The 24,786-nt window shown below is 73.9% G+C and carries 20 protein-coding genes; 9 read left to right on the top strand and 11 right to left on the bottom strand.

Annotated features, from left to right (window positions below):
- Window positions 1-15: 15 nt before the first annotated feature.
- Window positions 16-1,383, bottom strand: coding sequence for an MFS transporter (locus ACFVXG_RS08215; protein ID WP_387925458.1), 1,368 nt, complete (start codon window positions 1,381-1,383; stop codon window positions 16-18).
- A 157-nt stretch (window positions 1,384-1,540) separates the two neighbouring features.
- Between ACFVXG_RS08215 and ACFVXG_RS08220 the strand changes: the two genes are divergently transcribed.
- The gene (locus ACFVXG_RS08220; RefSeq protein WP_387925460.1) at window positions 1,541-2,512 is read left to right on the top strand and encodes a GlxA family transcriptional regulator; all 972 of its coding nucleotides are present in this window, start codon (window positions 1,541-1,543) and stop codon (window positions 2,510-2,512) included.
- Between the two features lie 405 nt (window positions 2,513-2,917).
- Here the strand turns inward: ACFVXG_RS08220 and ACFVXG_RS08225 are convergent, their stop codons facing one another.
- Complete coding sequence (locus ACFVXG_RS08225; RefSeq protein ID WP_387925462.1) at window positions 2,918-3,391, bottom strand: ATP-binding protein; 474 nt, start codon at window positions 3,389-3,391, stop codon at window positions 2,918-2,920.
- 644 nt (window positions 3,392-4,035) lie between these two features.
- Between ACFVXG_RS08225 and ACFVXG_RS08230 the strand changes: the two genes are divergently transcribed.
- Complete coding sequence (locus ACFVXG_RS08230) at window positions 4,036-4,611, top strand: sigma-70 family RNA polymerase sigma factor (protein ID WP_387925464.1); 576 nt, start codon at window positions 4,036-4,038, stop codon at window positions 4,609-4,611.
- Window positions 4,612-4,648: 37 nt separating this feature from the next.
- The gene (locus ACFVXG_RS08235; protein ID WP_387925466.1) at window positions 4,649-5,830 is read left to right on the top strand and encodes a zf-HC2 domain-containing protein; all 1,182 of its coding nucleotides are present in this window, start codon (window positions 4,649-4,651) and stop codon (window positions 5,828-5,830) included.
- Between the two features lie 55 nt (window positions 5,831-5,885).
- Here the strand turns inward: ACFVXG_RS08235 and purU are convergent, their stop codons facing one another.
- Window positions 5,886-6,752, bottom strand: coding sequence for a formyltetrahydrofolate deformylase (gene purU, locus ACFVXG_RS08240; protein ID WP_387925468.1), 867 nt, complete (start codon window positions 6,750-6,752; stop codon window positions 5,886-5,888).
- Window positions 6,753-6,880: 128 nt separating this feature from the next.
- Window positions 6,881-7,396, bottom strand: a complete 516-nt coding sequence (locus ACFVXG_RS08245; protein WP_350505014.1) for a hypothetical protein — start codon at window positions 7,394-7,396, stop codon at window positions 6,881-6,883.
- Between the two features lie 176 nt (window positions 7,397-7,572).
- Between ACFVXG_RS08245 and ACFVXG_RS08250 the strand changes: the two genes are divergently transcribed.
- Entirely contained in the window at window positions 7,573-8,874 is a 1,302-nt protein-coding gene (locus ACFVXG_RS08250) for an ABC transporter substrate-binding protein (RefSeq protein WP_387925471.1), read from the top strand.
- Window positions 8,875-8,926: 52 nt separating this feature from the next.
- Here the strand turns inward: ACFVXG_RS08250 and ACFVXG_RS08255 are convergent, their stop codons facing one another.
- Both ACFVXG_RS08255 and ACFVXG_RS08260 read right to left on the bottom strand, forming a co-directional pair.
- Window positions 8,927-10,087: a hypothetical protein gene (locus tag ACFVXG_RS08255; RefSeq protein ID WP_387925473.1), complete on the bottom strand. Its 1,161-nt coding sequence runs from the start codon at window positions 10,085-10,087 to the stop codon at window positions 8,927-8,929.
- Between the two features lie 164 nt (window positions 10,088-10,251).
- The gene (locus ACFVXG_RS08260) at window positions 10,252-11,628 is read right to left on the bottom strand and encodes a transcriptional regulator (RefSeq protein WP_350505011.1); all 1,377 of its coding nucleotides are present in this window, start codon (window positions 11,626-11,628) and stop codon (window positions 10,252-10,254) included.
- Window positions 11,629-11,933: 305 nt separating this feature from the next.
- On the opposite strand from ACFVXG_RS08260, the gene ACFVXG_RS08265 reads away from it, so the two are divergent.
- A complete protein-coding gene (locus tag ACFVXG_RS08265) occupies window positions 11,934-12,638 on the top strand; it encodes a bifunctional DNA primase/polymerase (RefSeq protein ID WP_350505010.1) in 705 nt (234 codons plus the stop codon).
- A gap of 501 nt (window positions 12,639-13,139) precedes the next feature.
- Here the strand turns inward: ACFVXG_RS08265 and ACFVXG_RS08270 are convergent.
- Window positions 13,140-13,838 carry a metal-dependent transcriptional regulator gene (locus ACFVXG_RS08270; RefSeq protein ID WP_387925474.1) on the bottom strand — a complete coding sequence of 233 codons (699 nt, stop codon included), beginning with the start codon at window positions 13,836-13,838 and terminating at the stop codon, window positions 13,140-13,142.
- 221 nt (window positions 13,839-14,059) lie between these two features.
- Here ACFVXG_RS08270 and ACFVXG_RS08275 point away from each other — a divergent pair, with 221 nt between their 5' ends.
- The 3 genes from ACFVXG_RS08275 (at window position 14,060) to ACFVXG_RS08285 (ending at window position 16,801) form a co-directional block, all read left to right on the top strand.
- A complete protein-coding gene (locus ACFVXG_RS08275) occupies window positions 14,060-14,824 on the top strand; it encodes an SIS domain-containing protein (RefSeq protein WP_387925476.1) in 765 nt (254 codons plus the stop codon).
- Window positions 14,825-15,024: 200 nt separating this feature from the next.
- Complete coding sequence (locus tag ACFVXG_RS08280) at window positions 15,025-15,924, top strand: DUF4231 domain-containing protein (RefSeq protein ID WP_387925477.1); 900 nt, start codon at window positions 15,025-15,027, stop codon at window positions 15,922-15,924.
- A 22-nt stretch (window positions 15,925-15,946) separates the two neighbouring features.
- Window positions 15,947-16,801: an alpha/beta fold hydrolase gene (locus tag ACFVXG_RS08285; protein WP_387925766.1), complete on the top strand. Its 855-nt coding sequence runs from the start codon at window positions 15,947-15,949 to the stop codon at window positions 16,799-16,801.
- 21 nt (window positions 16,802-16,822) lie between these two features.
- Here ACFVXG_RS08285 and ACFVXG_RS08290 read toward each other — a convergent pair whose 3' ends face one another.
- The 3 genes from ACFVXG_RS08290 to ACFVXG_RS08300 are packed head-to-tail and all read right to left on the bottom strand — an operon-like array spanning window position 16,823 to window position 23,395.
- A complete protein-coding gene (locus ACFVXG_RS08290) occupies window positions 16,823-17,785 on the bottom strand; it encodes a 2-hydroxyacid dehydrogenase (protein ID WP_387925479.1) in 963 nt (320 codons plus the stop codon).
- A 31-nt stretch (window positions 17,786-17,816) separates the two neighbouring features.
- Window positions 17,817-21,812: an FxSxx-COOH system tetratricopeptide repeat protein gene (gene fxsT, locus ACFVXG_RS08295; RefSeq protein ID WP_387925481.1), complete on the bottom strand. Its 3,996-nt coding sequence runs from the start codon at window positions 21,810-21,812 to the stop codon at window positions 17,817-17,819.
- Window positions 21,809-23,395 (bottom strand): TIR-like protein FxsC, encoded by a 1,587-nt coding sequence (locus tag ACFVXG_RS08300; protein WP_387925483.1) that lies wholly within the window; start codon window positions 23,393-23,395, stop codon window positions 21,809-21,811. Before ACFVXG_RS08300 ends, fxsT begins: the two co-directional genes overlap by 4 nt.
- Window positions 23,396-23,570: 175 nt before the next feature.
- Here ACFVXG_RS08300 and ACFVXG_RS08305 point away from each other — a divergent pair, with 175 nt between their 5' ends.
- Window positions 23,571-23,792, top strand: a complete 222-nt coding sequence (locus ACFVXG_RS08305) for a DUF397 domain-containing protein (protein ID WP_350505004.1) — start codon at window positions 23,571-23,573, stop codon at window positions 23,790-23,792.
- 5 nt (window positions 23,793-23,797) lie between these two features.
- Here the strand turns inward: ACFVXG_RS08305 and ACFVXG_RS08310 are convergent, their stop codons facing one another.
- On the bottom strand, window positions 23,798-24,757 hold the full coding sequence (locus ACFVXG_RS08310; RefSeq protein ID WP_387925485.1) for a helix-turn-helix transcriptional regulator: 960 nt from the start codon (window positions 24,755-24,757) through the stop codon (window positions 23,798-23,800).
- Between the last annotated feature and the right edge of the window lie 29 nt (window positions 24,758-24,786).

The following is a 24,786-nucleotide window of genomic DNA, read 5'->3' on the forward strand; positions in this document are numbered from 1 at the left end:
TCCGCTCGAACGTGGTTACGGCAGGGCGGGCACCGCCCGGTCCGTCGGCCGCCCGGTGCGCAGTGCCAGGCAGAGCCCGACCGCGACCGCGCACAGCGCGCCGGCGCCGTACCAGGTGAGGTCGTAGTTCCCGAGCGCGTCGCGGGCCAGGCCGGCCAGCCCGGCGACGACGGCCGCGCCGATCTGGTGGGCGGCGAGCACCCAGCCGAACACGATCGGGGCGTCCTCGCCGAACTGCCGGCGGCACAGCGCGACGGTCGGCGGCACGGTGGCCACCCAGTCCAGGCCGTAGAAGACGACGAAGGCGAGCATCGGCGGGTGGAGCGAGCCGGCCAGCAGCTGCGGCAGCAGGAGCAGGGAGAGGCCGCGCAGCCCGTAGTAGACGGTGAGCAGCAGCCGGGAGTCGACCCGGTCGGTGAGCCAGCCGCTGAACACGGTGCCGACCACGTCGAACACGCCGATCAGGGCGAGCAGGCTCGCGGCGGTGGTGACGGGCATGCCGTGGTCGTGCGCGGCCGGGATGAAGTGGGTGCCGACCAGGCCGGCGGTGGTGGCGCCGCAGATCGCGAAGGAGCCCGCCAGCAGCCAGAAGGCCCGGGTGCGGGCGGCGTCGCGCAGCACCCGCAGGGTGCGGGCCAGGGCGCGGCCGTCCCGCACCGGCTCGGGCGGGGCCTCGGTGGCGCCGTACGGGAGCAGCCCGAGGTCGGCGGGGCGCTCGCGCATCAGCAGCAGGACGGGCACGGCGACGGCGCTGGCGGCGAGCGAGACCACGACCACGGCCGCGCGCCAGCCGTGCTGCTCGACCAGCCAGGCGCCGACCGGCAGGAAGACCAGGTTCCCGGCGGCCCCGGCGGCGGTGAGCACCCCGGTGACCAGGCCCTGGCGGGCCTGGAACCAGCGGCCGGTGATGGTGGTGGCGAAGGCGCCGGCCATCGAGCCGCTGCCGAGGCCGACCAGTACGCCCCAGCAGAGGATCAGCTGCCAGGGCTGGCGCATCAGCATGGTGAGGCCGGCGCCGACCGAGATGGTGAGCAGCGCGCAGACCACCACCAGCCGCACGCCGAAACGGTCCATCAGGGCGGCGGCGAAGGGGGCGGTGAGGCCGTAGAGGGTGAGGTTGACGGAGGTGGCGCCGGAGATCGTCCCGAGCGACCAGCCGAACTCGTTGTGCAGGGCGTCCATCATCAGGCTGGGCGTGGAGCGGAAGCCGGCCGAGCCGAGCAGGACGACCAGGGCGACGGCGGCCACCACCCAGGCGTAGTGCACCCGGGGGCGCCGGCCGGGGGCGGGTGCGGGGGCGCCACCGGCGGTGGTCGGCGTGGAGGTGGCTGGCGTGGCGGTGGCTGGCGTGGAGGCGGCGGTGAGGGCACTGCGTTCGGTCACATGGACGAGTGTCCCGAGCCCGCGCCGCCCGGACGAGTGGCCTGAATGACAGCTTTCGCAAGGATCGGGCCACACCCGTCGCATACCCTGTCCCGGACCCGCACGGAACCGGGAACGACGGCCCCGGGAACGACACCCCGGAGAGAGAGGGAACGGCATGGCACACCTGGTCGCGGTACTCGCCCTGCGGGGCGTGATCGCCTTCGAACTCGGCATCCCCGCAAGGATCTTCGGCAACGCCAAGGACGGATCCGGCCGGCCGCTCTACGAGGTGGCCACCTGCACCCTGGACGGCGGCCCGGTCGCCACCAGCGCCGACTTCCGGATCGCGGTCGACCACGGGCCCGAACTGCTGGAGCGGGCCGACACGGTGGTGGTCCCGGCCTCCCACGACGCCGACCCGGACGGCGCGGACGCCGCCTTCACCCCCGAACTGGCCGCCGCCCTGCGGCGGATCCGGCCCGGCGCCCGGCTGATGTCGATCTGCACCGGCTCGTTCCTGCTGGCCGCCGCCGGCCTGCTGGACGGCCGCCCGGCCACCACCCACTGGCGCTACACCGAGCGCTTCGCCCGGGCCTTCCCGAAGGTCCGGCTGGACCCGGACGTGCTCTACACCGACGACGGCGACGTCCTCACCTCCGGTGGGGTGGCCGCCGGGGTGGACCTGTGCCTGCACGTGGTGCGCCGCGACCACGGCAGCGCGGTGGCCAACGCGGTGGCCCGTAACTGCCTGGTGCCGCCGTGGCGCGACGGCGGTCAGAAGCAGTACGTGGAGGCCCCGAGCCCGGTGGAGACCGGCGGCTCCGGCACCGCCGCCGTCCGCGCCTGGGCGCTGGAGCACCTGGACGGGCCGCTGCCGCTGCGCCGGCTCGCCGAGCGGGCGGGCATGAGCGTGCGGACCTTCACCCGGCGGTTCCGCGAGGAGACCGGGGCCAGCCCCGGCCAGTGGATCACCACCCAGCGCACCGAGCGGGCCCGGCAGTTGCTGGAGCGCACCGACCTGACCATCGACCAGGTCGCCCGGGAGTCCGGTTTCGGCACCGCCGCCTCGCTGCGGCTGCAGCTGCGCGATCGACTGGACGTGGCTCCGAGCGCCTACCGGCGCACGTTCCGGGCCGCCCCGCTCTGAGGCCGCCCCCCGGAGAACGGGCCGGTGGCCGGAACCCGCCCCTCCGGAGCGGCGCCACGGACGACGGCCGGCCGCGTGCGCGCCGAGCGCAGCGTGGCGGGCCGCCGTCCGATCACGGCGCAGGGGCCCTGAAGCCGCGCCGGACGCTCCGCACTCGCCGAGGACCCGACCGCGTCCGGCAGTCCACGATCCCCCCTGCTGGCGCGATTCCCCTGGACAGCAGCACCGTGACGGCGGACGGACGTCCCCTCGGCGTCCCCTCGCAACGGAGAGCCGCACCCAAGCGTGATCAGTCGGATACGTCACGTCAATGGGTAGTCCGAAATTCGGAATGGTTGCGTCAACTTTCGGCCGGTGCCGAAAGCCGGTGCCGGAGACCGGTGCCACAACCGCTGCCGGAAGCCGCTATTGCGCCAAAGCCGCCCAGTCCACGCCCGCCAGCGGATCGGCCGGCCGCGCCTCGGCGCCGATCTCGCACCAGACCCGCTTGCCCGAGCCGTCCGGGTACCAGCCCCAGCGCTCGCAGAGCAGCTCGACCAGCTCCAGGCCGCGCCCGTTGGTCGCGTCCTCGTCCGCCCCGGCGTGCCGGGGGGCCGGGGCGGCCTGGCTCGCGTCGGCCACCTCCACCCGCAGCGGGCCGGGCGGAGCGGCGGCCGCCGGGCCCTCGGCCATCGGCAGGCAGAGCCTCAGCACGGCCGGACAGCCGGTGTGCACCACGGCGTTGGTCACCAGCTCCGAGACCACCAGCACCACCGTCTCGGCCATCGGCGCGTCCGGGTCCACCCCGTGGTTCAGCAGCCGCGAGCGCACCCACCGGCGGGCCCGGCCGACCTCGGCGGGGTCCGCCTGCACCGCAAGCTGTACCTGTAGAACCTGCACCGCTCCACCACCCGCACTCGCAGTTCGGCCAACGTCCCGGTCGGGCCGGATCAGCCGGCCGGCGGGGCCCTCGCACTTCGCCCGGTGCCACCCGGGGCTCACCGGGGCGCTCGCCGACCCGTCCGCCCGCGCCACTCGCCCGCGTCAACTCGTCGGCCGCGCACCGGCCACGACACGAATACGCCTCAGGATGGGTGGGCGGACGAGCCGCAGCAAGCGCTTCGGGCATATTCCGGCGATCGGGGGACAGGGCAGTGCATACTGTCCCGTTCACTCTCGCGAGCCTCGCACCGGCACTCGTCCGGCCCGGGCCGACGCCGGTCCCGCGGGGCGTGTCGGACACGCCCTGGGCGGGAACCTACCGCCGGACACCCCCGACGCCCCGGCCGCCACTCGCTAACCACCCGTGCGACATATGTCCAGGGGTCCTCGAACAGCGGCATCGGCGGACCGTCCCACCATCGGACGATCGGCCGTCCGCCGGCGGACCGCCGTCCGGTGCCGCACCGCCACCGCACCGCCGCCGGGCGGCCGCCCCGAACCACGAGGCCCGGTTCCGTTCTTGCCCGAATCCCTCCCGCCGCGGACCTGCCACGGGATACCGTTGGGTAACGCCAGCGAACCGGGCAGGAGGGTGGTTCTCGATGGCCACCCCGGACCGGATCCCGCGCTGGGACGAGCAGTTGCAGCGACGCCTCGCCCGCGGCGAGGAGACCGCGCTGGGCGAACTCTACGACCGGCTCGCGCCGATGGTGCACGGCCTGGCCGGCCGGATACTCGCCGACCAGGCGGCCGCCGCCCAGCTCACCCGGGAGGTCTTCGCCCACGTCTGGGAGCACCCCGAGGACTTCGACCCCGCCCAGGGCTCGCTGCGCTCCTGGCTCGGCGCGCTCACCCACCGCCGCGCGGTCGAACGGCTGCGGAAGCGGCGCGGCGCCGAGCTGACACCGGGGCGCGGCGGCGCGGCCGAGGAGGAGATCCGCGCCGTGGCCACCGCCGCGCGCATGCAGTACGTGGTGGACTCCCTGCCCCAACCCCTGCGTGAGACCATCGCGGTGACGTACTACGACGGCCGCACCTACCAGGAGACGGCCCGGCTGCTCGGCATCAGCGAGCAGGCCGCCAAGCAGCGGATGCGGCTCGGCCTGGAGTTGTTGGCCACCGAACTGGCCGACGAACGCGCCCGCCAGGAGCACAGCGATGGGGACGGGGGCAGGTGAAGGTGAGCGTGCGGATCGTCGAGAGGTGCGCGGGCGGATGAGCGAGGAGCTGCACGACACCCTGCGCTCGCTGCTCGGCGCCTGGTCCCTCGGTGCCTGCCCGCCGCGCGAGGCCGCCGAGTTGGAGCGGCACCTGCCGGCCTGCCCGGAGTGCGCCGAGGAGGCGGCCCGGCTGCGCGAGGCGGCCGGCTGGCTCTCCCTGGAGGAGCCGCTGGACCAGCCGGGGTCGCTGCGCCAGCAGGTGCTGGACTGGTGCCTGGTCCGCCGCCCGGCCGAACTGCCCGTCCCCGCCTGGGGGATGCCGTACACCGCGGAGACCGCCAAGCTGGACGCGCTGCTGCGCGACCTCGGCCCGGAGGAGTGGCAGGAGGTGGCCGAACTGCCGTGGCACGGCGGCACCGAGCTGCTGCGCCCGGCCGAGGTGCTGGGCCGGCTGACCGCGGCGGACGGCTTCCTGGCGCTCGCCCTCGGCCTGCCCGACCCGGTGCCGGCCGCCGCCCTGCCCGGGCCCGCGCCGGTCGCGGAGCGGCGGGTGCCGCCGCAGGAGGCCGCCGTTCCGGCGCCGCGGGTGCCCTCGCAGGGCGGCCGGTACGCGGCGGACGCCGCGCGGACCGCCCGGCTGCTGGCCGACCAGGCCGGCCTGCCGCCCCGGTCGGTGCGCGCCCGGTGGCGCCAGCAGACCCACGACCTGGTGCGCAGCGCCGCGCTGGCCCCGCAGGGCAGCACCCCGGTGGACCTGGGCTACACGGTGCTGCCGCTGCGCGACGCCTTCGTGGAGCGCGCCCTGGAGTGCTTCGTGCACGGCGAGGACGTGGCCCGCGCGGTCGCCTACCCGTACGACCCGCCGTCGCCGCAGCACCTGCGGCAGATGGTGGAGCTGGTGGTCCGGCTGCTGCCGCGGGCGCTGGCCGGGCTGCGCGCGGCGCGGCCCCAGCCGGTCGGGGCACCGTCCGGGGACGGCTGGACCGGCCGACGGGTGCGGCTGGTGGTCGACGGCCCGGCGGCCGGCGAGTGGCTGGTGCCGCTGGACGGCGAACCGACCGGGCCGGCCGGCCCCGCCACCGGGGAGCCGGTGGCCTCGATGGTGCTGGACGGCCTGGAGCTGTGCCAGTTGGCGGCCGCGCACCGCGACCCGGACCGGCTGCCGGTGGGCGAGCACGGCGACCGGGCCGCGGTGCGCGAGGTGCTGCACGCGCTGCCGCTGCTGTCGCGGCCGTAACGGTCCTGCAGCGCCTGCGCGCAGACGACGTCGCCTGAGCGCAGCCGACCGCCGCCTACGCGAAGACGACCGTCCTGGTCCCGTCGAGCAGCACCCGGTGCTCGCTGTGCCACTTGACCGCGCGGGCCAGCGCCTGGCACTCGACGTCCCGGCCGAGCGCGACCAGCTGGTCCGGGCTGACGTCGTGGGTGACCCGGGCCACCTCCTGCTCGATGATCGGGCCCTCGTCGAGGTCGGCGGTGACGTAGTGCGCGGTGGCACCGATCAGCTTCACGCCGCGGGCGTGCGCCTGGTGGTACGGCTTGGCGCCCTTGAAGCTCGGCAGGAAGGAGTGGTGGATGTTGATCACGCGGCCGGACAGCTCGGTGCACAGCTGGTCGGAGAGCACCTGCATGTAGCGGGCCAGCACGACCAGTTCGACCTGCTCCTTCTCGACCAGGTCGAGCAGCTGGCGCTCGGCCTCGGCCTTGGTGTCCCGGGTGACCGGGATGTGGCGGAAGGGGACGCCGTAGCTCTCGGTCAGGTCCCGCAGGTCGGTGTGGTTGGAGACCACCGCGGCGATCTCCACCGGCAGGGCGCCGATCCGGGTGCGGTAGAGCAGGTCGTTCAGGCAGTGCCCGAACTTGCTGACCATGAGGACGATCCGCATCCGCTGCTCGGACGGGTGGATCTGCCAGTCCATCCCGAAGGAGGCGCCGATCGCGGCGAAGCTGGCCCGCAGCTTGTCGGCGGTGACCGGCTCGGCGGCGGAGAAGTGCACCCGCATGAAGAACAGTCCGGTGTCCCCGTCGCCGAACTGCTGGCTGTCGATGATGTTGCAGCCGGTCATGAAGAGGTAGCTGGAGACAGCGTGGACGATGCCCTGCTTGTCGGGGCAGGACAGCGTGAGGACGTACTGGGCGCTGGCCGGCTGCTGTTCCACTGCGGGTATCCCGTCCTGAGGTCGTACGAATGCGTGACGCGCGTGCGTGAATGGTCCAGCGTGTCACATCCTGGACAGTCGCCGCCCCGCTGCCCGTACTGCGGGACGGCACCGACCGGCGGTACGGCTCAGACCTGGGTCAGGATGCGCAGCACGTCGAGGGACTTGGGGGTCGCGTCCGGGTCGTCCCCGTCCCCGGTGGCGAGGGCGACGTGCGCCTCGCGGGCGGCCCGGACGGTCTCCGGCCAGCCGGGGTGGCCGAGGTAGGCGGAGGCCGGGGCGTCGGCACCGACCTCGTGCAGCATCTGCACCGCGCGCAGCACCGCGACGTCGACCAGGGCGGCCTCGGCGGAGTCGCGGAAGATGGTGCCCACGTACTTCTCGGCGGACCAGCGGTCCAGCCAGGTGTCCTCGACCAGCCGGTAGACGGCGTCGGTCACGTCGCCGTAGCCCTCCCGGCCGGTGAGCCAGGCCTCGTGCTGGAAACCGGGGTCGGACAGCATGTGCAGCGCCGAGCGGAGTCGGGCTCGCCAGCGCCACCAGGGCAGGTCGTTGAGCGGCATGCCGCCCATCGTGCTGGAGCGGTGGCCCGGACGAGAAGGGTTTCGGGCGGACCGGTGCGAAGAATCTGTGCTGGCGGACATGGTGAACGATCGTACGTTCCCCGTCTGTTCGTGCTCCACTCGCGATCTACACGCGTACCGCTCCGGATTTCAGCCTCCGTTTGCCGAGCGTTCGCATTTCCGCCCTCTCGACGTGTCGCTCCGGGGCTTGGCTTGTTCCCCGGTGCGCCGGATGGCGCCCCAGAGAGGGAAGACCGATGACCAGCCGAAGGGACTCGTCCCAGGCCCGTCCCACGATCAGCAGACGCCGCCCGCGGCGTCCGATCGCCGCCGCGGTGACCGCCGCGGTGCTGTTCCCCACCCTCTTCTCGGCCTCCGCGTGCGGCGGACCGGCCGATGCCTCCACCAGTGCCACCGACCTGACCGTGATGACCTGGGCGCCGTCCGGAACCGGCTCGGCGGACCGCCCCGGCATGACCGCGCTCGCCGAGTCGATCGGCCGGGACGTCAACGTCAAGGGCGGGTTGAGCGGTCACCGGCTGCACGTGATCACCTGCAACGAGCACAACACCGCCGACGGCGCCAAGGCCTGCGCCCAGCAGGCGGTGGACGCCAAGGCGGTCGCCGTGATCGGCTCCTACAGCCAGTGGGGCGACGCCTTCATGCCGGTGCTGGAGCGGGCGGGCATCCCGCTGCTCGGCGGCTACGGCCTGTCCCAGCCCGAGTTCTCCAGCCCGCTGTCCTACCCGGTGGACGGCGGCATGCCCGCGCTGATCGCCGGCAGCGGCCGCCAGCTGGTCGACGCCGGCTGCAAGGCCGTCTCGCTGATCCGCCCGGACACCCCGGCCGGCGACAACCTGCTCGGCTACCTGGGCAACGCGCTCAAGCCGGCCGGGATCAAGCTGCTGGACGTCAAGGCGCCCGAGCAGTCCTCGGACTACGGCCAGGTGATCCGCAAGGCGGTCGGCAAGGACGAGCCGGGCAACTGCATCACCAGCGCCCTGGCCGCCGAGCCGACCAGCAACCTGCTGGACTCCTACCGCCGGCAGAACCCGCGGAACACCCGGATCGCCTCGGTGATCGGCAGCGTCCAGCAGTCGGTGGTCGACTCCACCGGCGGCGACTCCGGCCCGCTGGCCGGCGCGTTCGTCACCAGCTGGTACCCGCCGGAGTCGGCCAAGACCTGGGACGGGCTGCGCGCGGTGGTGCGCTCCCAGGCCTCCGACGGGCACGCCATCGACGTCTCCGACCCGGGCGTGCAGACCACCTGGGTCGCCTACGAGGTGTTCCGGGTGGTGACGGAGAAGCTCACCGCGGCCGGCAAGCCGGTCGACGCGAAGTCCATCGACGCCCTGCTGGACAGCGGCGAGGGCATCGACGTCGGCCTCACCCCGCCGCTGAACTGGGGCACCACCAACATGCTGCCCAGCACCGAGTCGCCGCGGCTGGTCAACACCTGGGTCACCTACCAGGTGGTCAAGAACGGCCGGATGACCCTGCAGCAGCCGGGCTTCGTGGACGTCCGCTGGGTGCTCACCGGGGCCCGCGGCCCGTCCTGACCCCGCACGGGCCACGGAGGGCGGGCGCTACGGCCCGCCCTTCAGCGTCCCGCTACAGGTCGCCGTCGCCGCGGCTGGGCAGGCCGGTCTGGGTGGCGATCGCGTTCCACAGGGTCGAGGCCTGCTTCTTCGCGGTGGTCGCCGTGCCGCTGGCCTGCACCGCGTTCTTGTAGTGCTGGTTGCCGGTGTCCGGCTTCTTCGGGTCGCAGGAGGCCTGGGCGTCGGTCGCCCACGCCGCGTACTCGTCGTCGGCCTGGGCCGAGGCCGTCCAGGCCGCGTTGAGCTGATCGATCAGCTGCTGGCCGCCGGGCAGCTTGTCGGTCTTCAGCTGGCCGAGCTTGGTCTGCAGCTCGCGCCGCTTGCCGGCCGCGGCGGCCAGTGCCTGCTGCGACTCGGGGAGCTTGTCGCACTTCTGCACCGAGGCGACCGCGGAGACCACCGCGCTGCGGCTGTCGCTCGCGGTGCCCAGCAGGTCGGACAGCGGCTGGGCCTGCGCCTTGACCTCCGGGTCGGCGGCGGCGCCGGAGCCGCTCGCGCTGGCCGTGCCGGGGGTGGTGGAGCCGGTGGCGGCGACCGGGGCGGTCTTCTGGCCGCCCTTGGCGGGGTCGTCGCCGCTCATCAGGACGGCGACCAGCACGCCGGCGGCCGCGAAGCCCGCCACCACGCCGCCGATGATCAGCTTGTTGGAGGAGCGGCCGCCGCGACCGCCGCGACCCCCCTGGGTGGCGTCCTGGTCCGGCCCGTAGCCGTCCGGGGCGTACCCGTCCTGGGCGTAGCCGTCCTGCTGGGGGTAGCCCTGCACGGGGTACTGCTGCTGCGCGGCCTGCGGGTACCCCTGGTAGCCGGGCGCGGCCTGCGGCGGGACGCCGTAGCCGGGCTGCGGCACCGGGTAGCCGCCCTGCGGGTCGCCGGCCGGGTACGGCGGCAGGTGCTGGGTCTCCGGGGCGGGCTGGGCCTGCTGGGCCTGCGGCGGGACGCCGTAACCGGGCTGCGGCGCGGCGCCCCACCCGGGCTGCTGGGCGGGCACGGCCTGGGTCGGCTGCGCGTGCGCGCCCTCCCCCAGGTACTCGGGCTGCCCGGACGGCTGGCCCACCGGCGGCACGGCCGTGGGGCCCTGCTGCTGGCCCGGCTGGCCCTGGGGCTGGCCGGGCTCGGGGCGGAACAGGTCGTCCAGGTTGAAGTCACCCGAGTTGTACGAGCGGCGCTGACTCAACGCGATTCCTCACCTGTGCAGGACCGCGCACTGGCGGCGGACCACATCTCGTCGGTTCTTGGGAGCATCACAGTTCCTTGGACGTCGCGCCCACGCTACCGGTTCGCCCCACCGGGTGACCACGCGGGCGGGACAATCCCACACGCTCCCTGCACAGACGATGCTCAGGCCGCCTCCGCGTCCGCCCTGGCGTGGAACTCGCGCACCACCCGCTGCTCCCGGTAGGGCTCCAGCCTGCGCCGGAACTCGTCCAGGTACTCCACGCCCCGGTTGGAGCGCAGCCCGCTCAGCAGCCGCACCGCCTGGGTGCCCGTCTCGCAGGCGCGTTCCAGGTCGCGCTGCTGGAGCTGGGCGGTGGCGAGCAGGACGAGGTCCACCGCGCGGCGGCGGACCCTGGTCGGCGGGTGCAGGTCGAGCGCCCGGCGGGCGTAGTGCTCGGCCGGACCGGCCTGTTCCAGGTCCCGGTGGCAGTGGGCGAGTTCGTCGGCGAGGTAGGCGTCGTCGAAGTGGGCGATCCAGTCCGGGTCGTCCTCGGGGCGGCGCTTCTCCATCATCTCCAGCGCCTTGGCCGACACCGCCTCGCAGGAGCGGGCGTCGCCGAGCAGGGCGTGGCCGCGGGCCTCGGCGGCGTAGAACATCGCCATCGCCGTCGGGGTGGCCACCGTCCGGGCGCCCTCCTGGGCGGCGCGGGCGAGCTGGGCGATCTCCCGCGGGTTGCCGAGGGTGGCCGCCAGGTGGCTCATCGAGGCGGCCAGCACGTAGCCGCCGTAGCCGCGGTCGTCGGCGGCCTGGGCGAGCCGCAGGGCCTGGATGTAGTAGCGCTGGGCCAGTCCGGGCTGTCCGGTGTCCACCGCCATGTAGCCGGCCAGTTCGGTCAACCGGGCCACCGCGGCGAAGAGTTGGCGGCCGGTCTCCTCCCGGTAGGCGCCGCCGAGCAGGCCGGAGACCACCGAGTTGAGGTAGTGCACGACGACCGGGCGCACGTGACCGCTGCCGAAGCGGTGGTCCAGGTCGACCAGCATCGTGGTGGTCGCCTTGATCGCGGCCACGTCGGTCGGGCCGACCCGGGGGCCGCCGGCGCGGGCCACCACCGGGTCGGGCGGGGTGATCAGCCAGTCCCGGCTGGGCTCCACCAGCGCGGAGGCGGCGACCGTCGCCCCGGTCAGGAAGTCCCGCCGGCCGACGTCGCTGCGCCACAGCTCGCAGACCTGCTCCAGGGCGGCGTTCAGGGTCGGCGCGAACTGCAGCCCGATGCCGGAGCTGAGGTTCTTGCCGTCGGCCATGCCGATCTCCTCGACCGACACGCTGCGGCCGAGCTTGCGCCCGAGGGCCTCGGCGATCACGGCCGGCGCCTGACCGCGCGGCTGCTGCCCGCGCAGCCAGCGGGCGACGGAGGTCTTGTCGTAGCGCAGGTCCAGTCCGTGCTCCGCGCCGCACAGGTTGACCCTGCGGGCCAGGCCGGCGTTGGAGCAGCTGGCCTCCTGGATCAGTTGCTGCAGGCGCTCGTTGGGCTGTCGTGCGACGAGTGGTCTCGCGGCCATTGGGCTTCGCCTCCCCACACCCTCCGGTCCCGGCCGGCGGGCGACGATGTGCTGATCTGTTGCCGACTGTCCGACCGTCCAAGGAATCTGACACCAGGTTAGCGATCAGCAACGCCAGCGGGATACCCACGGTGACGAACCGCACCCCCCACGCGCCCTGGGGAATGCTTCCGTGCGCCCCCGCTGCGCCTGCCTCCGCCCGCACCAACTCGCTTGAGTCACCGGTTCGGGTGACATTGCCGGGATGCGGCCGACCGGGGCCCGCCGGGCCGTAACCAGCCTCACGCACGGTAGTTGAGCAGCCCGTGGAAGACATCCCCGACGCCCCCGGCCAGGACAAGAACGCCGGCCTGCCCCCGCTGCTGATCGAAGCCGTCGGCTACGCCGAGAACCGCCACTGGGAGGTGGCACCGGGCGCCTGGCTGATCGACGGCGACGGACCCGCCCGCTGCTCCTGCGGCGACCAGCGCTGCCCCCAGCCGGGCGCCCACCCGCTGGACGCGGACTGGGCCCGCAAGGCGAGCGCCGGGCCCGGCGCGGTGCGGCGCTGGTGGACCGAACGGCCCCGGGCCTCGATCCTGCTGCCCACCGGCCGGTCCTTCGACGTCCTGGACGTGCCGGAGACGGCCGGGTGCCTGGCGCTGGCCCGGATGGAGCGGATGGACCTCCAGCTCGGCCCGGTCGTGGTGCTGCCCACCTCGCCCGGCCGGGTCGGGCGGCGGCTGCACTTCCTGGTGCTGCCCGGGGTCGCGGCCAAGCTGCCGGAGATGCTCCGCAAGCTCGGCTGGCCGCCCGGGCGGCTGGACCTGGTCGCCCGCGGCGAGGGGGACTGGACGGTCGCCCCGCCCTCGCGGATCGGCTCCACCGGCTACGCCCAGTGGGCCCGCTCCCCCTCCGAGTCCAACCGCTGGCTGCCGGACGCCGCCGAGCTGATCAGCCCGCTCGCCTACGCCTGCGGCCGGGAGGCGCCCGCCCAGCAGCTCCAGACCGCCCAGCCGGCCGGCGTCTGACCGCCCGGCCGTCGGCCCGCCGTCCGCCCCGGCCGTCCGTACGGACCCGCCCGCGGACCGGCCGTCGGCCACCCGGAGCATGCCGCCCTGCGCCGATCGGGTGAGGGCGTGCAGCGCGCGACACCACGCGCGCGAGTGACGGGCCTTGTCTCCCACCGGAGGCGGGGCCCGTCACACGCATGTGCGGATAAGGCCTCGGTCTACCCGCTGGTCAACCGGGAAAGCCCCTCGTACGAGTGACAGCGCTCAAGGATTGCCATGATCGGCCAAGGGGAGGAATTGCGGTGTGTGGGGTCGCCGGAAGGGTCGCTCGGACGGGGAAGCCGGGCGAGGCGGTGGAGGGGCCGGGAGGGAGCGGGAGGGGCAGGAGGGGACCGGGAGGGAGCCGGGGAGGGACGGGAAGGGCCCGCTGCACGGGGAGCAGCGGGCCCTGACCGTCGTCACGGAGCCCCTTCGGAGCCCGGACGGAGCGCGACGATCGGGCCCGGTCGGGCGGCGGGCTCAGGCCTGGGCGACGAAGACGTGCTGGGCGATGTCCTTGCCCAGCTCCGCCGCGTTGTCCCCGGTGCCGACCAGCACGCCGCCGACGCCGGTGCCGACGGCCACCTTGATCGTGGAGCCCGGCCGGACGCCGGCTCGGCGCAGCGTGCTCATCAGCTCGCTGTCGGTCTGGATCGGCTCGCCGATCCGGCGCACCACGACGTCGGCCCCGGCCTCACCCGGCTTGACGGTGTCCAGCGGGACGAGCGCGGCGTCGAAGCCCTCGCCCTCGGCCTTGGTGTCGCCCAGCTCGTCCAGCCCCGGGATCGGGTTGCCGTACGGGGACTGGGTCGGGTGGCCGAGCATGGCGAGCACCTTGCGCTCGACCGTCTCGCTCATCACGTGCTCCCAGCGGCAGGCCTCCTCGTGGACCTGGTCCCACTCCAGGCCGATCACGTCGACCAGCAGGCACTCGGCGATGCGGTGCTTGCGCATCACGCGCACCGCGAGCCGCCGGCCCTCCTCGGTGAGTTCGAGGTGGCGGTCCCCGGCGACCTGGAGCAGCCCGTCGCGCTCCATCCGGCCGACCGTCTGGCTGACCGTGGGGCCGCTCTGCTCCAGCCGCTCCGCGATCCGGGCACGCATCGGGACGATGCCCTCTTCCTCCAGCTCCAGGATGGTGCGAAGGTACATCTCAGTGGTGTCGATCAGCCCAGACATCGCCGCTGGCTCCGTTCTTCGGTGTCCTCACCGCCAATTCTGACGCACCGCACCGACAACCGAGCCCGCCGAGGGGTTTCCGGCACCGGTTTTCGTTCCTGTTGACAGCGGTACCACCGGGGCGCGACCGTGCTCGCCGTAGCTTTCTCCACTGGCGGCCCGGGCCACCCCGGCCGCCCCACCCGGCCGGCGCCCCCACCGGCAGAGAGCGAAGGCAACCGATGAACGACCTGGTCGGCCGGTACTTCGACGCCGCGATCGCCCACCTGAACCGGGTCCGCGCGGAGGAGTCCGACACCATCGAGGCGGCGGCCGCGCTGCTGGCCGAGGCGATCACCGAAGGTCGTCGGGTCTTCACCTTCGGCGCCGGTCACTCCTCGCTGCCGGCCCAGGACGTGGTCTACCGGGCCGGCGGGCTGGTCCCGATGAACCTGCTGAACGTGCCCGGGATGGCCGGGGTGACGATGATGCCCGCGCCGCTGTCCAGCGCCCTGGAGCGGGTGTCCGGGCTGGCCACCTCGACCCTGGACCTGACCCCGGCGACCAGCGGGGACCTGCTGTTCCTGATCTCGCTCTCCGGCCGCCAGGTGATGCCGGTCGAGCTGGCCCGGTACGCCCGGGACCGCGGCCTGAAGGTGATCGGGGTGACCTCGCTGGCCTACCCCGAGGAGGTGCCCTCGGCCCACCCCTCCGGCACCTACCTCAAGGACCACTGCGACGTGGTGCTGGACAGCAAGGTCGCGGTGGGCGACGGCGAGCTGACCCACCCGGGCGCCGAGACCTCCTTCGGCCCGGTCTCCACCATCGTCACCAGCGCGCTGATGCAGGCCGTGGTCGCCTCGGCGGTCGGCCGACTGGCGGACCGGGCGGCCGCCGGGGACGCCGCCGCGCCGCCGCTGTTCCGCTCCGGCAACGTCCCGGGGGGCACCGAGTGGAACGCCAAGCAGATGGCCGAGAACGCCGAGCGCATCCTCTACACCTACTGACGGCGCGTACGCGCCCGATGACGGCTCGCAACCATCCGACTACGGGGCGTACCGGACAATCCACCGGGGCTTCCCGGCCATTGCTCGACGCCCCGGCCGCGGCCAGGCGTACCGGGAACCCGCCCGGGGCAGGAGAGCGGAGGGACCGGAGCGACGGGTGGGGGCCGAGCATGGCGTCTGGTGCGGGACGGACCGGGTGGGTGCGCGAGCGGGAGCTGCTGCCCGAGTTCTTCTGGGCCGCCGACGCGGCCTCGCTGCGCGGCCAGCGCCGCGCGGTGCGGCTCTCCGCCTGGGAGCTGCTCCTGCTGCTGGTCGCCGCCGCGACCGGCTCGGCCGACGGCAAGCCGTGGGCCTGGGCGGCCGCCGCGGGCTACCTCGGCGCGGTGGCCCTGGCGGTGGTGATCGGCCGGCAGAACCCGCAGGGCCTCTGGTACGAGGGCCGGGCGGCCGCCGAGTCGGTGAAGACGCTGGCCTGGAAGTTCGCCGTCCGGGCGGACGCCCACCAGCCGCCGCCGCACAGCCTGCCGGACGCGGAGGGGCTGTACCGCTTCCAACTCGCCCGGGTGCTGGGCGCGTTCCGGGACAGCCCGGTGGCCGTGCCGGTGACCGGGGTGGACATCACCCCGGCCATGCGGGACCTGCGCGAACAGCCGCTGGCGGTGCGCCGCGAGGTGTACCTGAACGAGCGGATCCGGGTGCAGCACGCCTGGTACCGCGACAAGGCCCGCTACTGCGCCCGCGCCGGGTACTGGACCGGCGTGCTGGGCGTGCTGCTGCCGGCGCTGGGCCTGGCGCTGGCGGTACTGCGGGCGCTCGGCGCGTTCGGCTACGACGCGCTGGGCACGGTCTCGGCGGTGGCCGCCTCGGTCACCGCCTGGGCGCAGCTGCGCCAGTACCGGCCGCTGGCCGCCGCGTACGGGCTGGCGGCCCAGGAGTTGGACCTGATCCGCCTCCAACTCGCCCGCCTGGACCTGGAGTCGATGGACGCCGAGGAGATCTGGGCCCGGCTGGCCCGGGACGCCGAGGACGCGGTGTCCCGCGAGCACACCACCTGGCAGGCCCGCCGGGAGGTGCGCACCACCACCGACCGGGAGCACTGAGGAGGAACGCGTGGCGTTACGGATGGTCAAAGCGGCGGACGGTCGCGCCCTCGCCGTCGAGTCCCTCGGCGACCCGCGCGGCCGTCCGGTGTTCCTGCTGCACGGCATGCCGGGCAGCCGGGTCGGACCGCATCCGCGCAGCACCGTGCTGTACCGGCTGGGGGTGCGGCTGATCTCCTACGACCGGCCCGGCTACGGCGACTCGACCCGGCTGTTCGGCCGCCGGGTGTCCCACGCGGCGGCCGATGTGCGCACCATCGCCGACGAGTTGGGGCTGGCCGACTTCGCGGTGCTGGGCCGCTCCGGCGGCGGCCCGCACGCGCTGGCCTGCGCGGCGATGCTGCCGGGGCGGGTCAGCCGGGTGGCGGTGCTGGTGGGGCTGGCGCCGCGCGACGCGACCGGCCTGGACTGGTACGCGGGGATGACCCCGTCCAACGTCCGCGCCTACCGGGAGGCGGAGCGCGGGCACGGCCGGATCGCCGACGCGATGGAGTTCCGCTCCCGGCAGATCAAGGACGACCCGGTCCGGCTGCTGAACGGGCTGCGCACCGAACTCTCCCCCGCCGACCGGGAGGTGGTGGCGGACAGCGGGCTGCGGCGGATGCTGCAGAGCAACTACCGGGAGGCGTTCCGGCACGGCGCGGACGGTTGGATCGACGACGTGCTGGCCTTCACCGCGGAGTGGGGCTTCGACGTCGGGTCGATCGGGGTGCCGACCTGGCTGTGGCACGGCGCGGACGACCAGTTCTCGCCGGTCGACCACTCCCGCTGGCTGGCCGACCACATCCCGGGCGCCGAGCTCTTCCTGGAGCCCGGCGCCGCGCACTTCGGGGCGTTCCGGGTGATGACCACGGCGCTGGCCTGGGCGGCGGGCTGACGCCTCGGATCTGGACCGGGGTCAGGCCTTGACCGGCGTCAGCGGTTCGGAACCGCCCAGCACGGCCAGGATGTTGTCCACCGCCAGGCCGCCCATCGCCTGCCGGGTCCGCACGGTGGCACTGCCCAGGTGCGGGACCAGCACCGCGCGCTCCTGGGCGAGCAGCGCGGACGGCACCTCGGGCTCGTGCTCGAAGTTGTCCACGGCGGCGGCGAACAGCGCGCCGGACTCCAGGGCGGCGGCCAGCGCCTCCTCGTCCACCACGCCGGCGGTCATGCTGACCACCACCGCCCCGGGCGGCAGCATGGCCAGCCGGCGGGCGTCCAGCAGGTGCCGGGTCTCCTCGGTGCACGGGCAGGTGACGACCAGCACGGTGGAGGTGGCGAGCAGTTCCTCCAGCGGCTTCCACTCGGCGCCGCCGGCCTGCTCGGGCGGCAGGGCGCGGCGGTTGTGGTAGCCGACCGGCATGTCGAAGGCGCTCGCCCGGCGGGCCACCGACTGCCCGATCCGGCCCATGCCGAGCACGCCGAGCGGGGTGCCGGCGAGTTCCAGGCCGAGCAGGAAGTTCGGGCTCCAGGTCCAGGGCGTGCCGGAGCGCAGCAGCCGCTCGCCCTCGCCGAGCCGGCGCACGGCGGCCAGCAGCAGCGCCCAGGCGGTCTCGGCGGTGGCGTTGGTGAGCACGCCGGGGGTGTTGGTGACGATCACGCCGCGCTCGGCGCAGGCCGCGAGGTCGATGTTGTGGTAGCCGACGGCGTGGTTGGCGACGATCTCCAGCTGCGGGCCGGCGGCGTCCAGGAACTCGGCGTCCACCCGGCTGTTGAGGGTGGTGAGGACGGCGCGGCGGCCGCGGACGGCGTCGAGCAGTTCGGCCCGCTCCAGCTCCTCGTCGGTCTCGCGCACGGTGACGGCGTACCGGTCGGTGAGCCGTTCGAGGACGCCGGGCGCGGGGTGCCGGGTGACCAGAACGGGGGGCAGGGTACTCATGGCTCGGCAGCGTACCCCGCCCCTCCCCCGGTCACACGGGCTGCGGCTCCAGGTCCCGGTTGATCCGCTTCCAGCCGCGCGCGGAGACGGTGTTGGGGTGCTCCTCGCCGAACTGCCGGATCAGCTCGGAGATCGCCCGGGCGCGCAGTTCGGCGGCCTGGGTGTGCCGGCCGGCCGAGCGCAGGGTGATCGCCAGGTTGGCCTCGCAGGCGACCGCGTCCGGGTGCTGCGGCGAGTAGCGCCCGCACAGGCCCGCGTAGGCGGCCCGGCCGAGTTCCTCGGCGAGGTCGTTCTGCCCGGCGTCGCCGTGGGCGTTGGCCAGGTTGATCACCGCGTTGAGGGTGTACGGGTGTTCCGCCCCGACCGAGCGGGTCAGTCCGTCGACGGTGAGCCGGCCGCGCTCGATGGCGCCCTGGACGTCGCCGCTGCCGCGCAGGTAGATGCCGAGGTTGTTGGCGCAGGCCAGGGTGAACGGGTGCTCGTCGCCGAACAGCCGCCGGTGGCCCTCGAAGACGGTGGAGCAGAGGTCGCGGGCGGCCTCCTTGTCGCCGGAGGCGCTGTGGTCGGCGGCCAGGTTGAGCGCGCAGGCGAGCGCGTCGGGGGCGTCGGCGCCGTAGCGCTCCAGGTAGCGCTCGTAGGTCTCCCGGGTGATCCGGCGGGCCTCGGCGAGCTGGCCGATCCGGCGCAGCGAGACGGCCAGCGACTTGGCGTTGCGCAGGTTCTCCGGCAGGTCGGGGTCGAGGACGTCGCCGAGGTCGGAGGTGACCTCCTGCAGCAGGTCCACCGAGCCGCGGTAGTCGCCGAGTTCGCGCAGGTCGCGGGCCAGGTTGGACTTGGTGGACAGGGTGTAGGGGTGCTTGGGGCCGAGGACGGCGGTGCGCCGGTCGAGGGTCTCCTGGTCGAGTTCGCGGGCGGCCTCGCTGTTGCCGACCAGCCGGTAGTCGATGGCCAGGTTGTTCGCCATGGAGAGGGTGCGCGGGTTGTCGTCGCCGAACAGTTCGCGGAACTGCTCCAGGATCTCCTGGTCGAGGTCGAGCGCGGCCTGGAACCGGCCGAGGGCCCGCCGGTCGGCGCCGAGCGAGCCGGCCGTCATCAGGGTGTACGGGTGGTGCTCGCCGAGCAGCACCCGCTGGCGCTCCAGGGTGGCCTCGTCCAGGGCCAGCGCCTCGGCGTAGTTGCCCTGGGAGCGCAGGACGTTGGCGAGTTGGAAGCGCAGCAGCAGGGTCTGCCGGTCGTCCTCGCCGAGCTTGCTGGTCCATTCGGCGTCGAGGGCGTGGCCGAGGTCGCGGGCGCGGTCGAGTTCGCCGCGCTTCCACAGGTAGCGGACCCGGTCGATGAGCAGTTGGCGGGTGTCGGCCTCGTCGCAGTTGTGCGCCTTGGAGGGCGACAGGTGGGGCCAGATCTCGTCGAAGGCCGGCCAGTTGGCCGGGTCGTCGGTGTCGCCGAGGACGGGCCGGGCGCCGGTGAGGATGCGGTGCACCTCGTGGACGGCGATCTCCTGCTCGTCGTCGGTCATCCCGGCCCGGATCACCGCCTGGACGAGGCGGTGCACCTGGAAGCTGTTGCTGCCGGCGTCGACCTTGGCCAGCGCGTACCGGCCGATCGCCTGGATGACCTTGCCGAGCATGAACTTGTCGCTGAGGTCGGCGTCGTAGCGCACCAGCGCGCGGATCATCTGGTCGCTGTAGAAGAGGTTCATCGAGATCGGCTCGGGCGCGAAGAAGGCGCACAGCTGGAGCAGCCGGACGGCGGCCGGGGACTGCTGGCGAAGCCGGCCGATCGAGACGTTCCAGGTCGCGGCGACCGGGGTGGGGTAGTCGGTGGGGTGGTCGACGGCGAGGGCGCGGGCGGCCTCGGCGTGCAGCTGGGCGACGTAGGTGTCCACCGGGGTGCCGGTGGTGTCCAGCCAGGCGGCGGCCACCTCGACGGCCAGCGGCAGGTCGCCGACGGCCTCGGCGACCCGGTCGGCGTCCGGCCGGGAGAGGCTGCGGGCGCGCCGGCACAGGTGCTCGACGCTCTCGCCGCGGGTGAAGACGTCGACCTCCAGCGCCTCGGCGTGCCCGGTCCAGGCCTGGTTGCGGGAGGTGACCAGGATGTGGCCGGAGCCGCCGGGGAAGAAGCGGCGGATCTCGGAGGGCTCGTCGGCGTTGTCGAAGATCAGCAGCCAGCGCGAGGTGGGCACGCCGCGGCGCAGCGCCTCCCGGGCGGCCTCGGCGGCCTCGGTGACGGAGTCGCCGACCCGCAGGCCCAGCCGGCGGGCGAGTTCGGCGAGCGCCGGGGCGACCAGTTCGGTCTGCTCGGCGTCGATCCACCAGACCAGGTCGTAGTCGGACATGAAGCGGTGGGCGTACTCCAGCGCCACCTGGGTCTTGCCGACGCCGCCGAGCCCGTACAGGGTCTGCGGGGTGGGCAGCACGGCCGCCATGCCGCCGCGCAGCTGGTTGCGCAGCTGCTCCAGGACGGCGGCGCGGCCGGTGAAGGAGGGGTTGCGCGGCGGGACGTCCCACACCGAGGGCTTGCTGCCGGGGAAGCGCGGGCCGCCGGCCGGGGCGTCGCCGAGCACGGCGTCGCCGCGGCCGAGGGCGCGCAGCAGGCTCTGGATGGACTGGGTCTCGTCGCGGCCGACCAGGTCGACGGGGTTGCGGTTGCTGAACGGCGCGGTGAGCCGGACGTCGCCGACGCGCACCGGCAGCAGCTGGCGCCGGGTGCCGGAGGGGTCGGAGTTGACCACCGACTCCCACAGCGCCCGGGCCTGCGGGGAGCGCTGGTAGGCGGGCGAGAGCACGGCGACCGTGCGGTAGGCGGAGTCGATGCCGCGCTCGGTCTCCTCTCGGGTGTCGGTGCCGGCGCTGAGGTCGCGCGGCAGCACCCGGAAGCCGGCCCTGGTCAGCACGGACTCGATCCAGTCCGCCCACATCCGGTCCTCGGGCACGTACGAGAGGTAGAGGTCGGCGGGGACGGACGGGCGGCGGCGGGTGAACGCGTCGACGAAGCGCAGCCGCACCTCCTCGTCCAGCGGCGGCAGGGCGGTGGGCCGGCCGGTGATCATCGAGGTGAGCCGCTCGCAGGCGGCCAGCATCGAGGTGGGGGTGCCGCTCTGGTCGCCGAAGGTGGCGAGGATCTCCTCGTAGGCGTAGAACGGCCGGTACGGGATCTCCACCGAGCCCCAGTACCCGGCGAGTTCCTCGCCGCTCAGGCCCGCGGGCAGCCCGTCGAAGCGGACCCGGGCGAGGGCGCGGCCGGCGTCGGCCTTCTCCTTCTCGCCCTCGTCGATGCGCATCGGGACGGGCAGGATGCGGATGCCGCGGTCGCGGTAGCGGTCGTGGATGTGCTGGGCGATCCGGGAGGCGCCGTCGATGGACTGGTCGCTGAGGGTGAAGCAGACCACCAGGTCGTCGGGCATCTGCACGGTGCAGATCTCGGCGATGTCGGACAGGCCGGTGCGGGAGTCGATCAGCACGTAGTCGTAGCGCTTGGCCATGTCGGCCTTGAGCGCGTCGAAGAACTGCCCGCCGTCGAAGCGGTCGTAGAAGATGTCCCAGTCGAGGTGGGTGACGGCCTCGGAGTAGTCGCGGTTGAACTGGCCCGCGGAGAGGAAGTCCAGGCTGCCGCCGGCCGGGAAGTGCGGCCAGGAGAGCGAGAGCGCGTGCGGGTGCACCCGGGCGAAGTCCAGGTGCCAGCCCTCGGCGTGCTCGACCGGGCGCAGCGCCTCCTCGCGGTACTCGGCGATGAGGTCCATCATCCCGGTGGTGCCGGCCAGCGAGGCCGGGTCCAGGAACGGGTGGAAGAACTTGGCGAGGCCGGGGGCCTCCAGGTCCCAGTCGACGGTGAGCACCCGGTAGCCGTTGGCGGCCAGGATCCAGGCGGTGTTGGCGAGGGCCATGGTGCGGCCGGTGCCGCCCTTGTACGAGTAGAAGGTGATGATCCGGCCCTGGCGGTCCTGTTCGGCGGCCCGCCGGGCGGCCTCGCGCGCGGCGGCCAGCTCGGCGGCGCCGAGTCGGAGGTTCCTGGTGGTGTTGTCGCTCATCGGTGCGGTCCTCCCAAGGGCGCCATCCCAGCATCGGGGTCATCGCCGTCGTCACGGTCGTTGCGGTGGTAGCGATCGTTCTCACGGGCGGTGCGGTTGGTGCGGTCGTCGCTGATGTTGCGGACGTTGCCGAGGCCGTAGCCGTCCCGGGTGATGCGGACGGTGCGGTCGTCGGGGGCGCCGTAGTCGTCCCGCGTGGTGCGGTCGTCCCGGCCGGGGTTCCGGTCGTGGTCGGGGTCGTGCTCCCGGTCGGGGTCGTGGTCGCGGTCGAAGGGGTCCGGTCCGAAGGGTTCGGTGCGGTGCCCGCCGAAGCCGTCCGGGCCGTACGCGCCCGGGCCGTGCCGGAAGGCCTCGCGCAGGCTCGGCCGGGGGGCCGGCGGTTCCTCCGGTTCGGCCCTGGTCCGGCTCTCGAAGGCGTACTTGGCCTTCATGGCGGCGCGGGGCAGCGCGTCGTCGAAGTCCTCCAGGCTGTTCAGCCCGGTCGGGCCGGTCACGCCGAGGAAGCTCGGGCGGCCGGCCCGCCGGGTCTTGCGCAGTGTCTGGTCGCTCAACCCGCTGAACTCGCCGTCCCGTTCGAGGCACTCCCGGTCGTCGGTGTTCCACGGTTCGAGGACGCTGACCCAGGTGGCGTCGGAGCGGTCGAAGCGGCGGACCAGTTCGCGCCGGCGCGGGTCGCGCAGCGCCCACCGGTCGAGCAGCAGCAGCCCGGGGGCCTCGGCGTTGCCCTCGATGATGGACTCGACCTCGTCGTCGAACTCGTGCACGGTCGGCTGGAACCCCAACTGCCGGGCCAGCCGGACGGCGTGCTGCGCGATGGGCGAGCCGGCCGGGCGGTAGGGGTGCCAGTCGGCGCGCCGGGCGCCGTAGAAGTCGGGGTTGCGGTCCTGCGGCAACTCGCCCTGGTGGTAGGTGAGTACGGAGATCCGCAGCTGCTTGGTCGGGGCGGACACGTTGAACGCGCTGGGCAGCCCGTTGAATTCCAGCCGCCGCCCGACCGGGATCACGGTCTCTTCCGCGACCTGGACGATCCGCGCGGCCAGCCGGTGCACGGCCAGTTCGTAGGCGGCCCGGAAGTAGCTGAGCTTCATCAGCGCGTACAGGCCCTCGGTGGCGTAGTCGGGCCCGAACCCCGCGTGGTTGAACTGGAGTTCACTGGCGACCTTGGGCAGCCGGTACCGGCTCATCGGCGCCCACAGCACCGGCACGATGCCGCTGGTGCGCTCCACGTCCATGGTCGCCGGATAGACCGGTCGGCGGGTGAAGGCGTGCCACTCCTGCCCGCACGGCACGCTATTGAAGTAGCGCGGGGAGTACAGCGGCACGAAGACGCGGCAGCTCGCCAACTCCTCGGACAGCCGTTCGGCCCACAACTCGCCCTGGTGCATGGACTCGTCCATGAACCCGACCGGCACCCCGGCCGGGACGGTGGTGAGTTGGAGCACCGCCTCGCAGAGGTCCCGGTACAGCTGGCGCACCCAGTGGTTCGGGTCGCCGGCACCCCGCGCACCGGACTTCGGTGTGTGCGCGTAGGAGAGGAAGAAGTACGGCCGGGTCTCGTCCTCGTCCCAGCCCCGGTCAGTCACACGTGCCTCCCCCGGGCCCGTCGGCAACCTGGTTCCCGCAGCCCCCGTGCGGCGGGGTCTCAGTGTAGGAACGACTGACACCCCAATGGAATAGCACAACGACCCGCACGAATTGACATGACCGAAACGATGCCGCTGCCCTCTTGCGTGGAGCAGTACCCTCGTTGCGGCCACCGTGAACGATCAGGAAGGGCACTCGATGGACCAGCTCAACTGGCAGCGGTCGAGCTTCGGCACCGACCAGCCCAACTACCTGGAGATCGCCTCCGAGGGCGACCTCGTCTACATCCGCGAGTCCGACAACCCCGACCTGGTCGTCACCACCACCCGGGTCAAGCTCAACGCCTGGATCCTGGGCGCCAAGGACGGCGAGTTCGACCACTTCGTCGACCTCTGATTTTTTTAGTTCTCAGATCTGTAGCGGACGGCCAGCGCCCGGGCCGTCGCCGCGATCCGCTCGCGGAGTTCGGCCGGTTCCAGCACCTCGACTTCGGCGCCCAGCCGCAGGAACTCCCCGTGGGCGTGGTCGACCGACTCGATCGGCACCCGGGCCTGCGTCCAGCCGTCCTCCACCGGCGGCACCCCGAGCGTCACGCCCGGCGTCACACCCAACCGCCGGGCGCCCTCCGGGGTGAGCCGCACCAGCGCCTCGCCGGTGTGCAGCCGGGCCCGGAAGTCCGCCAGGTAGGCCTGCCAGTACGCGGCCAGCCCGAAGCCGTCCGGGACGGTGAACTCCTCTTCCTGCGGCGTCAATTCGACGACCTGGTCGACCCGGTAGGTGCGCGTCCCGGACGGCCCGCCGGCCACCAGGTACCAGCGGCCCGCCTTTAGCACCAGCCCGTACGGCTCCACCCGCCGCTCGATCTCCTCCGGCGCCCGCCACCGCCGGTACCGCAGCACCACCGCCCGCCGGGCCCACACCGCCGCCGCGACGGCCGCCAGGTGCGGGGTCTCGTCCGGGTCGCCGTACCAGCCGGGGGCGTCCAGCAGGAAGCGCTCCTGGATCCGGCCGGCGTGCGCGCGCAGCTCCGCCGGGAGAGCGGCCCTCAGCTTGAGCTGGGCGGCGGCCAGGGCCTCGCCGAGGCCGAGGTCGGCGGCGGTGCCCGGGAGCGCGGCGAGGAAGGCCGCCTGGGCCTCCTCGGCGGTCAGCCCGGTGAGGCGGGTCCGGTAGCCGTCGACCAGCCGGTAGCCGCCCTCGTGCCCGGCCTCGCCGTACAGCGGGATCCCGGCGGCGGCCAGCGCCTCCACGTCCCGGTAGACCGTCCGGACGGACACCTCCAGCTCCTCGGCCAGCTGGCGGGCGGTCATCCGGCCCCGGTTCTGGAGCAGCAGGAGCAGGGTGACCAGTCGGCTCGCGCGCATGCCGCCGAGTATCCCCGGCTCCCCCGGGT

This window comes from Kitasatospora sp. NPDC058162, from assembly GCF_042884005.1.
Taxonomy (GTDB): Bacteria; Actinomycetota; Actinomycetes; order Streptomycetales; family Streptomycetaceae; genus Kitasatospora.

Coding starts and splice junctions, on each gene's coding strand:
- ACFVXG_RS08245 (WP_350505014.1), bottom strand. CDS start 7,396: ATGTCCGCCAGCACAGATTCTTCGCACCGGTCCGCCCGAAACCCTTCT.
- ACFVXG_RS08235 (WP_387925466.1), top strand. CDS start 4,649: ATGAGCGAGGAGCTGCACGACACCCTGCGCTCGCTGCTCGGCGCCTGG.
- ACFVXG_RS08250 (WP_387925471.1), top strand. CDS start 7,573: ATGACCAGCCGAAGGGACTCGTCCCAGGCCCGTCCCACGATCAGCAGA.
- ACFVXG_RS08230 (WP_387925464.1), top strand. CDS start 4,036: ATGGCCACCCCGGACCGGATCCCGCGCTGGGACGAGCAGTTGCAGCGA.
- ACFVXG_RS08285 (WP_387925766.1), top strand. CDS start 15,947: ATGGTCAAAGCGGCGGACGGTCGCGCCCTCGCCGTCGAGTCCCTCGGC.
- ACFVXG_RS08270 (WP_387925474.1), bottom strand. CDS start 13,838: ATGTCTGGGCTGATCGACACCACTGAGATGTACCTTCGCACCATCCTG.
- fxsT (WP_387925481.1), bottom strand. CDS start 21,812: ATGAGCGACAACACCACCAGGAACCTCCGACTCGGCGCCGCCGAGCTG.
- ACFVXG_RS08220 (WP_387925460.1), top strand. CDS start 1,541: ATGGCACACCTGGTCGCGGTACTCGCCCTGCGGGGCGTGATCGCCTTC.
- ACFVXG_RS08290 (WP_387925479.1), bottom strand. CDS start 17,785: ATGAGTACCCTGCCCCCCGTTCTGGTCACCCGGCACCCCGCGCCCGGC.
- ACFVXG_RS08260 (WP_350505011.1), bottom strand. CDS start 11,628: ATGGCCGCGAGACCACTCGTCGCACGACAGCCCAACGAGCGCCTGCAG.
- ACFVXG_RS08275 (WP_387925476.1), top strand. CDS start 14,060: ATGAACGACCTGGTCGGCCGGTACTTCGACGCCGCGATCGCCCACCTG.
- ACFVXG_RS08310 (WP_387925485.1), bottom strand. CDS start 24,757: ATGCGCGCGAGCCGACTGGTCACCCTGCTCCTGCTGCTCCAGAACCGG.